Here is a 15,062-nt window from a genome sequence, read left to right as displayed (position 1 = left end):
GTCACCTCCCTTTTCTAGCGAGGGCGAGGCGGTACAGCTCCTCATACCTCCGGGCAGAAGCATCCCACGAATAATCACAGCTCATCCCGCGCTTCATCAACTTTTTCCATGCGCCCTTATCATCAAAGGCCTGCAACGACCGCGACACCGTTTCCCACAGGGCTTCCGGCGTATAGTCCTCAAAAGAAAAGCCATTAGGTTCTGTTGCCCCGTCCTGCTCGTCAAAGACCGTATCGGCCAGACCACCGGTCTTTCGCACCAGGGGAACGGCGCCATAGCGCAGTGCGATCATCTGCCCGAGACCGCACGGCTCGTAATGTGATGGCATGAGGAAGATATCGCTGCCGGCATAAATCTTCGGCGCCAGCTCCGGATGAAAGCCGATATTTACCGAAATGTTGCCCGCCCCGCGCGCCTTTATATCCTGCAAAAGTTTCAGATATTTCTCGTCACCAGTTCCGAGTATTACCAACTGCAAACGGCTCCGGACAAACTTCGGCATCAGTTCTGCCAAAAGGTCAAATCCCTTTTGCGCAGTCAGACGGGATACGATGCCGATGACCGGAACATCCGCCGCAGGTTCCAGGCCAAGGAGCTTCTGCAATCCCTTTTTGTTGACGGCCTTGCCTGCCGGGGCGGTTACCGAATAGTTTTTGTATAAGCCCCGGTCAGTCGCCGGATCCCACAGATCATAGTCAAGACCGTTGAGAACGCCATGGAGATCGGCGTTCCTCACTCCAAGCACCCCGTCGAGACCGTTTCCCGATTCAGGGGTCTGAATCTCCCGGCAATAGGTCTCGGAAACCGTTGTGATGAGGTCGGCAGAAAGAATCGCCCCTTTCATCAGATTCACCTTGCCGTAATACTCCAGGCAATCGATGGTGAAATATGAAGAATCGAGCCCCATCTCAGCCAGGGTCTCTTTGGCAAACAGCCCCTGGTAGGCAAGATTGTGGATGGTGAACATGACCCCTGTTTTGCTGAAAAACAGGTCCTCACCTTTCTCGCGTCTGAGCAGGAGGGGAATCAGCGCCGTCTGCCAGTCGTGGCAATGGATGACGTCAGGTCGGAAATCCATCTTTTTCAGCAGGTCGAGCACGCCCCGACAAAAAAAGGCAAAACGGCGATGGTTGTCGGGATACTCGCCCGCAGCCGTGCCGTAGAGGTTGTCGCGGGAAAAATATTCTTTGTTTTCAATAAGATATACGGGAATATCGCCAAGGGAAGTATGGCGAAAGAGACCCTTTTTCATTACGCCGTCAATGACCGCCTCGACGCTTTTCCGCCCTTTCCTGATGCCGTGGCCGCCACGTTCCACTTCACTGTAAAACGGGAGTATGATACGCACATCATGACCGAGCTTTTTCAGGGTTTTCGGTAAAGCGGCCGTCACATCGGCAAGACCGCCGGTCTTGGCAAAGGGTGTGACCTCGGAAGCTACAAACAGGATCTTCATACAACCTCGCAAAAATATGACATCTAAATCTCCGCCTCCCGGAGGAAGAGAGCGGCATCCTCCGGCGAAGTCGGGTTAATGTAAAAGCCGGTCCCCCACTCAAATCCGGCTATTTGGGTCAATCGCGGCACCAGCTCGATATGCCAGTGATAGTCGTATTCCAGCGACCCCCAGTATTCAGGCTTGCCGAGACGTTGTTGCTGCGGCGGCGCGGAGTGGAGAATGAAGTTATAGGGAGGGTCCTTCAGCACCGTCTTCAGTCGTAACAGCATGTCCTTCATGGCTACGGCCAGTTCCGCCAACTGGCCGTCATCCATCATGGCGAAGTCGTGGGAGTGTTTTTTCGGATAAAGGCGCAACTCAAAGGGAAAGCAGGAAGCGTAGGGAGTCACGCTGACGAAATTGGGAAATTCCTTCACCACCCTGTCGCCGCACGTCAGCTCAAAATCTATCAAGTCACAGAATATGCAGCGCTCTTTGTTGGCGTAAAAATCACGGCAGATCTTCAGTTCCGTTGCCGCCACCGGAGGGGTAAGCGGCACGGCAATCAACTGGCTGTGTGAATGGGCAAGGGTAGCGCCGGCCCGGACACCGTGGTTCTTGAACAGAACCATGTAACGGAAGCGGCTGTCGCGACGCAGGTCCAGGAACCTGGCGCGGTAGGCGATGAGAACATCGGTGACCTCCGCCACCGACAAATCCGCAAGCCCCTTTTCGTGTTGCGGCGTTTCGATGATTACTTCATGGGCGCCGATACCGGTCATCACATCGTAAAGACCGTATCCCTTGCTCTTGATTTCGCCCTCGATGCGCAACACCGGATACTTGTTGGGAATGACGCGGACCTTCCAGTTGGGTGAGTTGGCAGGTCCGGACGGACGGATGGCAAAAATCTCGGCAGGTGTCTTGTCCTCATTGCCGTAACAAAAAGGGCAGCTGGTCATCTCCGCCTCTTGCTGCTCCACCTGGAAATCACGGGGCCGCCGCCCCCGTTCCGTAGCAATGATGACCCAGTGCAGCTTCAAAGGGTCCCAGCGTAATTCCGACATTTAAACTCCTTTAAAATCGGTCGATAGTTAATGGTCGTTAAAAGCGGTCGATGGTTAATGGTCGGCAGTCGATGGTCATCACCACAACTTCCGACTTCCGACTTCCGACTTCCGACTTCCGACTTCCGACTTCCGACTTCCGACTTCCGACTTCCGACTGCCGACTGCCGACTGCCGACTGCCGACCGCCGACCGCTACTAAATCAACCACGTTTCCAGTTCCAGGTCCGGCCCCGCATAGTTAATGAGGAGCGGGGCATCGGTGGGCCAGCGTCCCAGCTCCTCATCGCCGCGCATCAGCGTGACAAAGGCAAAGAGCTTGTCCCCCGGCATCAGGTTGAATATCTCAAGCGGAACCCTTGCTTCGGCTATCTTGATTATCTTCCAGCGGCAGAGGGTGCCGGTTTCCCTCCACTCCCCCTCGCTTTTCACCAGCAGAGAGCCTTCATCCGCGCCCAGGCTCATGGTCAACCGGAATTCATTATCATGGATCAGCTGCAGATTCAAGCGATCTCCGGCCTGCATCGTTTTTTCCAGGGATTGAACGCCGTCGACCCTGAAAAACAGGAATTTCCGGTCAAAGCCGTAGAAAAAGGATTGCATCAGGCTTTCAGCAGCGTGCATGGCCGACGACTGCCTGGTCAGATCATAGAGGCCCGCTGCCAGCCACTCGAAATAATCGGTCACGATGCCGCTGATAACCGGCGAAATCAAGGCTGCGGGCTCGCGGACAAGACCGGCCGGACTCTTTTTCTTGATCGGTTCGAAAAGTTCGCGCGGCGCGTCGAGGCCGAGTAGGCGGTACACATTCATCAGGTGACGGCGAAAAAGGGCATCGAACCTGTCACTGTGGGGAGAAAAGTGGTCATCGCCGTACCACCAGAACCAGTCGCTCCCTTCAGCTGCATAGAGCGATTGGCAGACCAGTTGCGCCGTAGTTCCATCAGCGGCGGCCCCGTCATGCCCCCTCCCGGCAAGAAGTGCCGCAACAGTAGGGTTGTTCTCGACAGCAGCCTCCCGTGCCCTTGCCAGATAGTCCCACCCCAGGTTTTCTTCGGGATGCCCTACCCACACACCATAGTTGGCATTTATCCATGATCCGGGATGAATATGGGTAATGACCCGCCTTCCCGGGACCCTGGCCAGGACCTCGGAAAAAGTTGCCGGTTCAAGGCCCGGAGTTTCGGCAATCATGCCGTAGAGACGTCTCAAGAACGTGTAGCCGTTGTCGGGATAGTATTCCCATGCATTCTCTCCGTCAAGAATTACCGGAACGACCCGTGCCCCGTGAACGCGCCCCCTGATCTCCAGCAACCTGGCGGTGAAGTCGGCGGCGGCCCGTTCCGGCTCCCATTGGGAATAGGTGAAACCGATCCGGTCGGAAAGTGCGTGGTCACGGAAAAAGAGAGCCAGCTCCTTCCCTCCCTGCTGAAAAGAGTAAGGGTGATAGAGCGCCTCCCGGCTCGCCCCGATCCCCCCGTGGAGCGTGTGCGACAATACCCCTTCGTCAGTGGCAGCCCAGACCAGACCGCATTCGGCCAGAATGCCGAGCGCTTCGTCGCTCACCGAACCCTCCGAAGGCCACATCCCCTGCGGCGTAAAACCGAAAAACTCCTCAAAGCACGCAATCCCCCGCGCCACCTGGCTCCGGGCATCTTCAGGGCATTTGAACGGGACGGTCGGCAGTATCACCTTCGGCATGGCGGTCCTGGCGCTTTTCATATCGCACAATAGCGGCAGGATGGGATGGAAGTACGGGGTGACCGACAGTTCTGCCTTTCCCTCGTCGTGGAGTTTCCTGTAAAGGGGAATGATCTCGTTGAGAAGGTCTTTATGCCGGGCGAAAAGGAGCGCCTTATCCGCCTGGGTAAAGTTCTTTCCCTTCCTGATCAGTTCGCGAAACTCGGGATAACGGCGCCGTGCAGCCTCGCCGGTCCAGGCGAGGAAGAACCAGACCTGAAGATCGAGAATGTCCTGGTCGCGGAAATGGCGCAGCCGCTCCTGCATCCCCCCACCCGCGCCGTCACCGGCAAGACAGTAGAGTTCCAGATACCGTTTGTACGGCTCTATCATCCGCTGCCGGTTGGCGGAGAAGAAGTTTTCCAGGATAAAGATTCTCTCTTCCTCCGCCATAGCCGACGGCGCCATCTGACCATGGATCAGGAACTGATCGACTGCACTGCCCGATGCATAGTCCCGGATCTGCTCCAGAAGTGACGGGACCAGATTGAATACCACCCTGACGCCGGGAGTTTCGTCCACAATGGCCGCCATGTCGTAATAATCCTTTACGGCATGGAGATACGTCCAGGGAAGGGTGTACTCCCCCCTGAGCGGGTCCTTGTAGTAAGGCTGGTGCATGTGCCAGAGAAAGGTTATGTATAAGGGATTGGGCATGTTAAAACCTGTTCGAGGTTCGAGGTTCGAGGTTCGAGGTTCGAGGTTTTCAACATAGAACTTCGAACTTCGAACATCGAACGGCTCTATTGAACCGCCTCTATTGCAGCTCCTTCTTCCATTTTTCCACTTTTTTCCGGTATTCGTCGAGAAGCTTCTGGGCGACCTTCTGTTCCTTGGCCTCGGCGACGATATGAACGAACGGGTTGTACTGGTCGGGAAGCACGAGCACCCAATCTTCGCCGAAATGCACCTTGATGCCGTCGATGAAGGTAGCCTCCTTGTCCAGGCTGTCCTCGCTCATCTTGCGCATGATCCCGCCTTTCATCTCCCAGACGCAGGGCACCTTTCCCTGGAGGAAGGTGCGGCGGGGAATGTCCTCAAGCATCCGCGAGAGGGGGATGCCTGCTGCCGCAGCCATCTCGACGGTCTTGGCGATGGTGAACATGCCGTCAAACGCTGCCTGGAATTTGGGGAAGGCGAACCGGCCGTCCATTGAGCCCGCCATAATTACTTCCGAAGAAAGTGCCGCCTCTATCATGGCCCGCTCGGCGCTCTTGGTACGACGTACGGAGCTTCCCTTTTCACTGGCTATCTGCTCAATGACCGACGGGGCGGATACAGGCACTGCAAAGGCGCCCCTCACGCCGCTCTTGAGGGCCAACGCCACCAGCAGGGGCAGTAGCTCCGAAGGCTCATAGATCTTGCCGGTTTCGTCCACCAGGATAACTTCTTCGGCGGTAGGGTCGAGCCAAAAACCGGCCTTTGCCTCCAATGATGCAACGATCTTTGCCAGTTGCTGCAGGCTTTCCGTTTTTTTCTCCGTCTTCTTCGCCCCGCGCTCCTCGTCGATATAGGCATTGATCCCGATCACTTCACACCCCATGTCGTTGAGGATTGCCGGGAGGGTCTGACCGGCGGGGGAATGGTTGAAGTCGATGACCAGTTTGAAATCCGCCTTCTTCACCAGTTCCAGGTTGATGGCACGGGCGAAACCTTCCCGGTAGAACTCGAACACCTGCGGCAGCTCGGTGATTCCCCCCGGCTCCATGTGATGGGCGCGGCGAAAGTTCTCCTTGTAAAAGATCCGCTCGATATTCTTACCCATGGAACTGGAGAAGTCGAGGCCATCGCCATCGAGGAACACTATCTCAGTTGAAGCCGGATCGTCCATGGCCTGGCGGAAGTGAACACCTCCCATTTCGCCGAAGGTCCGGAGTTTGTAACGGAGGACCGGCAGCGGCACCATCCTGAGGTCGCGGACGTTCACCCCGGCAGAGAGAATGCCGCCGAGAAAACTCCGTTTCAACATCCGCGAAGAAAGGGAAGCATCACGGCCGACCAGGACAAAGCTCCCCTTGGGAAGCGACGTGCCGTAGGCGCAGCCGAGCTTCGCCACGAATTCCGGGGTCAGCTCGATATTGGTAAGCCCCTTGATCATTTTCCCTTCAAAGAGCGATTTTTTCCATCGCTCTCCCCAGATCAGGTTGCCGGTCACCGTGGAGCCCCCCTCGATAACCTTGCGCGGCCAGATCTTGACATCGCGCTTGATATACACCTCTTCACCGATGGAAGTATCGTCGGCAACGATGGTCCCTTCCTCCATGACCACACCCTGACCGACGCTGACATTGTTGCAGAGGACACTGTCGGTGAGTTTCGACCCTTTCTTGATATAGACGTTGTCCCAGATCACGCAGCGGGAAAGGCGCACCCCCGGTTCGATGGTGCAGTTGCGGCCGATTACCGTATCCTTGAGCTGGGCGCTGTCCTGTACCTGGGAATTGTCGCCGATCACCACGGTTCCGTCCAGGCCTATGTTCCGGTCGAGCTTGACGTCTGCACCGATGCGCAGATCTTTGCCGATCAGGTCCTGCTTCTGCTCATCAATCCGGGCGTAAACCTTGCCGCGCAGGATGTCGTAGTGAGCCTCCCTATAGGAATCGGTATTGCCGATATCCCGCCAGTAACCCTTGAGAGGGAAACCGAAGAGCGGTTCCTTTTTTTTCAGGAGCAGCGGGAAAAGGTCCTGGGAAAAGTCGAAATTTTCCCCGTCGGGAATGTATTTGAAAATTTCCGGCTCAAGCACATAGATGCCGGTATTGATGGTGTCGGAAATTACTTCGCCCCAGCCCGGCTTTTCCAGGAACTGGGTGATCCTTTTATCCTTATCCGTAATGACAACGCCGAACTGGAGCGGGTCTTTCACTGACGTCAGGGTAATCGTCGCCAGGGCTTTATTGTCTTCGTGAAAATTCAGGACCTTCTGCAGGTTGAAATCGGTGAGAAGATCACCACTGATGATAAGGAAGCGTTCATCGAGAAATTTCTCTGCGCACTTCACGGCGCCAGCCGTCCCCATGTCCTCAAGCGGCGTGACATAGGTGATTTTCACCCCGAAATCGGAGCCGTCGCGAAAAAAGTTCCTGATCACACTCGGCTGATGATAAAGGAGCATCACCAGATCCGTTATCTGGTATTTCTTTAAGAGTTCCACTATATGGAGCATGATGGGACGATTCAGGAGCGGGATCATCGGTTTCGGCGTATTACAGGTGAGGGGCTGCATGCGGGTACCGAATCCCCCCGCCATAATCACTGCTTTCATAGACACATTACTCCTTTTCAGAATGGAAATTTATCATGCAGATACGGTTTGCGGCTCGTCTTTTCAGACACCCCGGCCGGGCCTCTTTACGTCACATCGGCCTCATCCGGCTTTTATCCTGCTTTTCTTGTCCAACACCCGCTTTATTTCTGCCTTCAGTTCCTGTAGGTCACTGGACTTAACCACATAACCGTCTGCGAGCCAAGCGGAAAAATCATCCTTGTAGCAGGAAAACGCCGTGGAGAGTATCACCGGCAGTTCGTGACGCTCCTTGACGATCTGCTGCAAGAGCTCTATGCCGCTTTCGTTCTTCAGCTTTATGTCGAGCACAACCAGGTCGAAATTATTGCCGGCAAGTTGTTCCACAGCCTCGGCTGTAGAAGCGGCAGTGACCACTTCATACCCTTCGTCGCTCAGTTCCTGCGCGTAGAGAAGCCTGATGTTGGCTTCGTCGTCCACAACCAGCAATTTAGCCATGTACTCTTTCTCCTTTCGTGATGGGAAGCTTGATAATATAGGTAGTCCCGCCCCCCCGGCGGTCCCCGATTAAAAGCTCATTGCCCTGTTTTTCAAGGATGGTCCTGCAGAGAGGCAAGCCTGAACCAGTTCCCATTTCCTGGGTAGCGACAAAGGGGGTGGTCAGCGCCTCCCGCACCTCAGGGCTCAGCGCCGGGCCGTCATCGCTCAGTTCGACAGTCACGCATTCACCATTCAGGGCCGTTTTGAGCCAAATCTCACCGCCGCCGGTCATGAGTTCCATGGCATTGATGATGAGCGCCCTGACACAGTAGGCAATCTGCTTATAATCGATACAGACCATGGGCAAATCTGCCGCAGGCTCAAGAGAACTGCGGATACTCCTTTGCATCAGCCGCTCCCGCAATTCGTTGTAGACGGCCGTTACAAGCTGGTTTACATCCCACATGTCCATGGCCGGGAACAGTGAGTCCGAATAGTTGAGCACCTCGGCAAGGACATCTTCAAGCTGCTTCGCCTCCTGCACGATCGTTTCCAGATACGATCTTTTCTGATCGTTCTCGGCGCTGCTCTTCAGCAGGGAGCGGGCAAATCCGCCGATAATCATCAACGGATTCCTGATGGAATGGGCGATGCTGGAGGTTATCTTTCCCACCAAAGCCATCTTTTCCATCTTGACGATCAGTTCCTGCTGCTCCTTCAGCTTCACGTTGGCGGCGGTCTGTTTTGTGACCTCCTCCCGAAGCCGTTCGTAAAGGGAAGCCCGTTCCAAGGCAAAGGCGACGGGAAAGGCAAAGGTCTCCATGGATTGCATGTCCTGGGGGGTAATCGGCTTGTGGGTCACACAGTTGTCGGCGATTATTATGCCGATACGCCGTTTTCTCGAAATGAGGGGCATGACGAGAAAGCAGTCTACGCCAAGGATCCGCGCCAATCCGGGATCCACATCAGGATTATGAAAAGCGTTCTCAGCCAGTAACGGTTTTTTACCGCGGAGCGCCCGGTTGAAGATATGCTTCTCATCGGCAAGGGGGACCGAAAGCTTCTCCAGGATATCCTGGAATTTGACTTTTTCGGAAGAGAGTTTGGTCCTCTGGAAATTCCTGGCCATCGCCCTGAGGGTGTTGTTGGTCCGATCGATATCCTGCCAGATCTGCCAGGCCTCCTCGTAATTTCTCGGGCCTACTCCCAGGTATCCCTTGAGATACTGCCGCTCCTTGTCGGCCATGAGCAGGAACGCCCGATTCATGCCAAAGCCTTTGCCGGCAGTAATGGCGGTCATAGCCACGGACAACACTTCATCCAGGTCCAGGGAGGTTTGCAATACAACGTTCAACTCGTGGAGAAACTTGATCTCCCGGGTCTTCCGGTTGACGAAACTGGCCATGGAGGCCATCCGGGCCTTCTGTTCCCGGTATCCGGAGATAATGTGCGGCAATACCTCGGACAACGGATAAGCAAGATCCTTCATGCGCTGGAGGTCGTTCTTGAACCTGGGGCACTCCATGCATTTATCGACAACCCTGCGCTGCAACGAACCATAGAGGTCCTCTTCACCTTCGGTTATGTAAGGACATTCTTCAGGCGTTATCTCGTTTTTAGTCCAGCAGCACTCCCAATCCAAGCAAACCTCCGTACTGTCTTTGCAAACCCTTTGTCACAAGGCGGAAACGGCCAAAGTATACCAGCATGAACCGTTTTTTCAAGGCTATTCCACGACTTTTCACCACAATCATTTATTTATTGCTCCGGTGGCTAAACATGTAAAACACTGAGGTATGGCAGGGCAGCCCCTGCCCGATTGGGCGAGGCAAGCCTCGCCCCTACCATTGATATGTTTAACCACCGAATCAATAACAGATTCAAATACACCTCTGTCATGAACCGTGCTAAAGTATCCGCATGGGAAAAGACATCGCAACAGCATCGATCAAGATCGGGATAAGCTCGTGCCTGCTGGGGGAAAACGTCCGTTTTGACGGAGGACACAAGCACGCCCCCTTCATCACCGACACCCTGGGAAAGTTCTTCACCTTTGTCGGGGTCTGCCCGGAAGTCGGCTGCGGCCTTTCCACGCCGCGGGAGGCAATGCGCCTGGAGGGCGACCCGGCCGCCCCACGCCTCATGACCATCAAAACCAGGCAGGACCTGACGGAACAGATGCTTGCTTTTTGCCGGGAAAAAGTCAGCGAGCTGGAGAAAGAAGAGCTGTGCGGCTTTATCTTCAAGAAAAATTCGCCCAGTTCCGGCCTCTTTCGCGTCAAGGTCTACAACCGGGGGGTCCCGGTGGAAAGCGGCCGGGGGCTTTTTGCCGATGCAATTGTCAGACACTTCCCGCTGCTGCCGGTGGAGGAAGAAGGTCGCCTGTGCGACGTGGCCATCCACAAGGACTTCATCGAAAGGGTTCTCACCTACCGGCGCTGGATAGATCGCCTCACTGTTGTTTCCCCACCAGCCCCTTGAGTCTCTCCATATCGTTGACAACCACCCGTCCTCCCTCCACCTCGATAAGCCCCTCCTCTTTCAGTTTCCTGAAGGTGCGGGAAAGGGTCTCGCTGACCGTGCCGAGGCGTGAGGCGAGTTCCCCTTTTTTCATGTCCAGATCGATATAGGTCTTCCCCTGGAAGGTGGTGGATTTCTTCCCGGCCATCTCCACCAGGTAGGCGGCCAGACGCGCCGGCACATCGGCAAAGGAGAGTTCTTCGATCTGCCGGGCAAATCGGCGCAACAGAAGCGAGAGCGAAACAATCAAGTTGAGAGAAAAACGCGGGTTTCTCTCCAGAAGCCCCATGAACGCCTCCCGGGGAAAGAACAGCGCTTCCCCCTTCTCCATGGCCTTGGCCTCGGCCGGATATTTGCCGTCGCCGAAAAAGGCCGCTTCGGCAAAGGTCTCGCCGGCATGGACGAAATGGAGCACCTTTTCCCTGCCGTCCGGCGACATCTTGCAGAGCTTCATGGATCCCTCCGCCAGCAGATAGAAACCGTTGGCCACATCACCATCGTTGAAAAGCGATTCCCCCTTGGCAAAGGTGCGTTTGATGGCAATAACCGCCACCTCAGCCAGGTGTTCGTCGTCCAGGCCGGAGAAGAGGAGGGATTTTTTCAGAATCTGGATTGTTTCCATTTGAACTCCAATAGTTGAAAAATAAGTAACTATTCAGCTCCTGTCAGGCCGTAACTCCCCCTAACCCCCTCTTAACCAAAGAGGGGGAACTGATAACACCCCTCCCCTTAAGCTAAGGGGAGGTCGGGAGGGGTTATGAGGAACGCCAAAGTAACTGAAAAACCATGATAAAGTAAGCGGCTGAATAGGATACAAAAATAATTACATTAATTTATCCCCGTGGGCACAGATCAAGACCGTTTGCCAACTTTACCTGCTTTTGCCATATGATACCACAGAAAAGGGAGCCGCCCAGGGCTCCCTTTTCTTTCTGCTACCACCAAATCCGCCATCGCGGCCTTCACCTCAGTTAAACACCACCCCCAACGATGGCCGCAGTTTGCCTGTCAGATGAACTAGTTTCCATCCGGGAAAACCCTGGTGGTTGCAAGCACACGGGGGAATGCCGTTACCACAGCCGAAGTTGACGGCAAGCCTGTGACAATCGGGCTGAATGCGTATATTAAGCCGTGAAGGGAGATGTATTGAGGGCTAAGAGAATCACAAAAGTGATTTTTCATGACTTGGACCGTTATCACTCCACAAGCTGAAATCCCAGTGAAGATGGGTGACATGGTGTTCATAATCCGTATTATGTCCCTGATTTCCGAAAGCATGGGAGGACATGTCGATGAGTGTGAAGATTGCGGCCATCAACAATACCTCTACCACTCCTGCAAAAACAGAAGCTGTCCCAAATGCCACGGTAATGAAACAAAGCTCTGGCTGACCAAGAGAGAAGGCGAACTCCTGCCGGTACGCTACTTTCATCTGGTCTTCACCCTTCCGTCAGAACTGAGAGACCCGGTACGCAAACACCAGAAGGTACTCTACGCCATCCTCATGCAGGCAGCAGTGGAAACCCTCGCCGCAATCGGACTCGATCCCAAGTTCGTCGGCGGCAAACTCGGCATCCTCGCCGTCCTGCATACCTGGACAAGAGCTCTGGAGCACCATCCCCACGTGCATATGCTGGTCCCCGCCGGCGGACTTGATAAAGACGGCCAATGGCGGGAGTCCCGCAAGAAGTACCTCGTGCCGGTGAAAGCCCTGTCAAAGGGCTTTCGCTACCGGTTCATGAAGATGGCCAGAAAAGCACTTCCCGAGGTGATCTTTCCTGGGCAAGTCTGGGACAAGGAGTGGGTGGTCTTCTGCAAACCGACCTTCAACCGGGCAAAAAAGGTGTTCCATTACCTTGGCAGATACGTCCACCGCATCGCCATTACCAATAACCGTATTCTTGCCCTGGATAACGGTCAGGTCGTCTTCCGCTACCAGAATTCCGACACCAGAGAGTGGAAGAATATGCGGCTACCGGTAAAGGAGTTCCTGCGTCGCTACCTGCAGCACGTCCTGCCGCAGGGGTTTCACAAGGTCCGCTACTACGGACTTTTAAGTCCAGGAAATAGAGTAACCCTGAAACGGTTGCAGCTCCTGCTTGCAGAGAGAAGAAAGACAAAAGAAGAAAAGAACGAAGAGACTTCTCCGCCACCGGCAGAGCGCCGCTGTCCCTGCTGTGAAGAGGGGACAATGGTGATAATCAGCTGGCTGCCGCGTAAAGCGAGAAGCCCGCCGCAAGGAAGGGCACGGACAATAACGACAAAACAGTGAAAAGCAGCGCGGGACAAAACCGGCGCAACGCCACAACTGCGCCCGAAGTTGGCAAAAATTGTAAAGTCCGATGGTTAAACAAGGCAGGGAATCAGAGAAATTCTGATAAATGAGACAATCAACAACAATTCTTTATTGAATTGCCCTCATAAAACCCGTATTATCCACGCACCCAAAGACAAAAATCGGTATAAAAATCCAGATAGCACGTGCACAGGCCCGAAGACGGTTTAGTCCAACACGACTTTATGCGGCGGCTCCGCTTCGCTACGCACCGCATAAAGTCTTATTCGTTGTCCGCCGAGCCAATGCCCTTCGACTGCGAGCGCATCGTTTACTCCGGCGTAGGGTGTCTAATCACAAAGGAGAAATGACATGACCAAGCCAGCAAAGAACACGATTTGCCTTTGGTACGATGGCGACGCCGAGGACGCGGCGCGCTTTTACGCCAAGACCTTTCCCGATTCATCCGTCAACGCGGTGCACCTCGCACCGGGAGACTATCCGTCCGGGAAGAAAGGTGATGTGTTGACGGTCGAGTTTACCGTGATGGGAATTCCTTGCCTCGGGCTCAATGGCGGACCAGCGTTCAAGCACAACGAAGCATTCTCGTTTCAGGTCGCAACCGCCGACCAGGCCGAAACCGATCGATACTGGAACGCAATCGTCGGCAACGGCGGCCAAGAAAGTGCGTGCGGCTGGTGCAAGGACAAATGGGGCCTCTCCTGGCAAATCACGCCGGTGGCGCTGACGAAAGCGATAACCGATCCCGATCCCGCTGCCGCCAAGCGTGCGTTCGATGCGATGATGCAGATGAGAAAGATCGACATCGCCGCAATCGAGGCTGCGCGCCGCGGTTGAGAAAACCTAGGGGGACGTACCTGCTTTATTGCTTTATGAGAAGAGAAAAAAACAGGGAAGTACTTTAAGACAAATGTAAAAACGAGAGAAAGCAAAAGGTTACAACCAGGCAGTTGGACACCGGTCGGGCGGAAAGGCTGCCCGAACGGGTCAACTGCGCGAACCGTTGGACGAATGAAAATATGAAATTGACGGAATAAAATAAAAAGGAGTGGAAGAAGTATGTCATCTAAGATTATCAAGTCGTTATTTTTTTCATTGCTGACGTTATTGCTAGCATCTTGTGGTGGGGGCAGCGGAACAGGTGGAAGCAGTACCGATGCCGTTTATGCAGTTACCGCCCAACGAAGTATTGCTGTGCCGGTGGGAAATCCAGTTGGGTTTGCATTCGACAACAATGACAATATATGGATCATGTCTGGTGTTCATAATGGTTCTTCTCACAGCCTTACCTGCTTCAATCCCAACACGGGAGCATCCCTTGCTTACTATGTTTATCAAAACCTGATTGAGGTTTTAGGAACAGGGGTTTATGGCATTACCTGGGATGGCGCGTCGATCTGGATTTCGGTTGCAGGGAACAACAATAAACTTGTTCAAGTTGATCCCTCGACAGGGCAAATTATTAGAAATATGTCTTCTACTTCAATACTTGGACCAACAGATCTGTCTTGGGATGGAACCAATCTATGGATTTCGTCAGGAACAGGAGAAATAGATACCATCAACCCAAGCAACGGCCAGAGAACCCACTTCTTAAGCAGAGGAGACAGAGATACCGGCATTGCATATCATAACGGAGAGGTCTGGGTCAGCAATATGTTTGACAAGAAGATAGTTGTTTACGACGCCGTAAACAAAACAATAATTGATGAAATTACCACTATCGGTCTTCCGACTACCTCATGGGACAGGAGGCTTGAGTTCCATAATAACCAATTGGTAGTACTTACCAGTGCGGGCATTGATTTTTATTCCGTAACAAAAAAATAAAAACGGACCCGGGAGGAAGAGCATGCGAAGGGAAGATGAGGGTCAACAACCCAACAAGGAAGATGCACCTGACCAAGAAGCTGTCAGGTGATCTCCCGAACCGTTATTCGCGACACGATGTCGCGTGATTATATGTACTTGATATTGTTATTGTTTTATCTATCAAGCACCTGAAGTATCCCCTTCAGCGCCCTAGGCGGCGTGCTGGGTACGCGCTGTGTACTTGGTGCGAAGCCCGCTGACAATGTACCGAATCGGGTTTGAATGGCGACAGGAGAACCCCTCCGGAAACTCCATCCGGTTAAGGGCTAGGGCAGGACAATATGGTGAAATTAAGTGAATGGTCGTTGACGCGCCGTCAGATGGGCTTCTACCCTACGGGAGTTATCAGGGGATATGCATGTTTCCCAGCGTAAACATGCGTGGCCAGGTTGCAGTGCATTAACG

The 15,062-nt window shown here is 54.1% G+C and carries 12 protein-coding genes; 4 read left to right on the top strand and 8 right to left on the bottom strand.

Annotated features, from left to right (window positions below):
* Position 1 precedes the first annotated feature (1 nt).
* From glgA to GURA_RS04330, 7 genes are all read right to left on the bottom strand, one after another.
* Positions 2-1,456 (bottom strand): glycogen synthase GlgA, encoded by a 1,455-nt coding sequence (glgA, locus tag GURA_RS04355; RefSeq protein ID WP_011937788.1) that lies wholly within the window; start codon positions 1,454-1,456, stop codon positions 2-4.
* A gap of 23 nt (positions 1,457-1,479) precedes the next feature.
* Complete coding sequence (galT, locus tag GURA_RS04350) at positions 1,480-2,505, bottom strand: galactose-1-phosphate uridylyltransferase (protein ID WP_011937787.1); 1,026 nt, start codon at positions 2,503-2,505, stop codon at positions 1,480-1,482.
* A 37-nt stretch (positions 2,506-2,542) separates the two neighbouring features.
* On the bottom strand, positions 2,543-2,716 hold the full coding sequence (locus GURA_RS24095) for a hypothetical protein (RefSeq protein ID WP_157046124.1): 174 nt from the start codon (positions 2,714-2,716) through the stop codon (positions 2,543-2,545).
* Complete coding sequence (locus GURA_RS04345) at positions 2,704-4,902, bottom strand: glycoside hydrolase family 57 protein (RefSeq protein WP_011937786.1); 2,199 nt, start codon at positions 4,900-4,902, stop codon at positions 2,704-2,706. Before GURA_RS04345 ends, GURA_RS24095 begins: the two co-directional genes overlap by 13 nt.
* A 100-nt stretch (positions 4,903-5,002) precedes the next feature.
* Positions 5,003-7,510: a mannose-1-phosphate guanyltransferase gene (locus GURA_RS04340; RefSeq protein WP_011937785.1), complete on the bottom strand. Its 2,508-nt coding sequence runs from the start codon at positions 7,508-7,510 to the stop codon at positions 5,003-5,005.
* 102 nt (positions 7,511-7,612) lie between these two features.
* Positions 7,613-7,987, bottom strand: a complete 375-nt coding sequence (locus GURA_RS04335) for a response regulator (RefSeq protein ID WP_011937784.1) — start codon at positions 7,985-7,987, stop codon at positions 7,613-7,615.
* The gene (locus GURA_RS04330; protein ID WP_011937783.1) at positions 7,980-9,611 is read right to left on the bottom strand and encodes a GAF domain-containing sensor histidine kinase; all 1,632 of its coding nucleotides are present in this window, start codon (positions 9,609-9,611) and stop codon (positions 7,980-7,982) included. Before GURA_RS04330 ends, GURA_RS04335 begins: the two co-directional genes overlap by 8 nt.
* Positions 9,612-9,889: 278 nt before the next feature.
* On the opposite strand from GURA_RS04330, the gene GURA_RS04325 reads away from it, so the two are divergent.
* Complete coding sequence (locus tag GURA_RS04325) at positions 9,890-10,450, top strand: DUF523 domain-containing protein (protein WP_011937782.1); 561 nt, start codon at positions 9,890-9,892, stop codon at positions 10,448-10,450.
* Here the strand turns inward: GURA_RS04325 and GURA_RS04320 are convergent.
* Positions 10,422-11,111: a Crp/Fnr family transcriptional regulator gene (locus GURA_RS04320; protein WP_011937781.1), complete on the bottom strand. Its 690-nt coding sequence runs from the start codon at positions 11,109-11,111 to the stop codon at positions 10,422-10,424. The genes GURA_RS04325 and GURA_RS04320 overlap by 29 nt on opposite strands.
* A gap of 558 nt (positions 11,112-11,669) precedes the next feature.
* Here GURA_RS04320 and GURA_RS04315 point away from each other — a divergent pair.
* From GURA_RS04315 to GURA_RS04305, 3 genes are all read left to right on the top strand, one after another.
* A complete protein-coding gene (locus tag GURA_RS04315) occupies positions 11,670-12,761 on the top strand; it encodes an IS91 family transposase (RefSeq protein WP_011937780.1) in 1,092 nt (363 codons plus the stop codon).
* Between the two features lie 375 nt (positions 12,762-13,136).
* Positions 13,137-13,622, top strand: coding sequence for a VOC family protein (locus GURA_RS04310; protein WP_011937779.1), 486 nt, complete (start codon positions 13,137-13,139; stop codon positions 13,620-13,622).
* Positions 13,623-13,844: 222 nt separating this feature from the next.
* Complete coding sequence (locus tag GURA_RS04305; RefSeq protein WP_011937778.1) at positions 13,845-14,615, top strand: NHL repeat-containing protein; 771 nt, start codon at positions 13,845-13,847, stop codon at positions 14,613-14,615.
* Positions 14,616-15,062 lie beyond the last annotated feature (447 nt).

Source organism: Geotalea uraniireducens Rf4 (assembly GCF_000016745.1).
GTDB lineage: Bacteria > Desulfobacterota > Desulfuromonadia > Geobacterales > Geobacteraceae > Geotalea > Geotalea uraniireducens.
The sequence above is the reverse complement of the archived record's forward strand: the minus strand, read 5'-3'. Positions and strand labels throughout refer to the sequence as shown.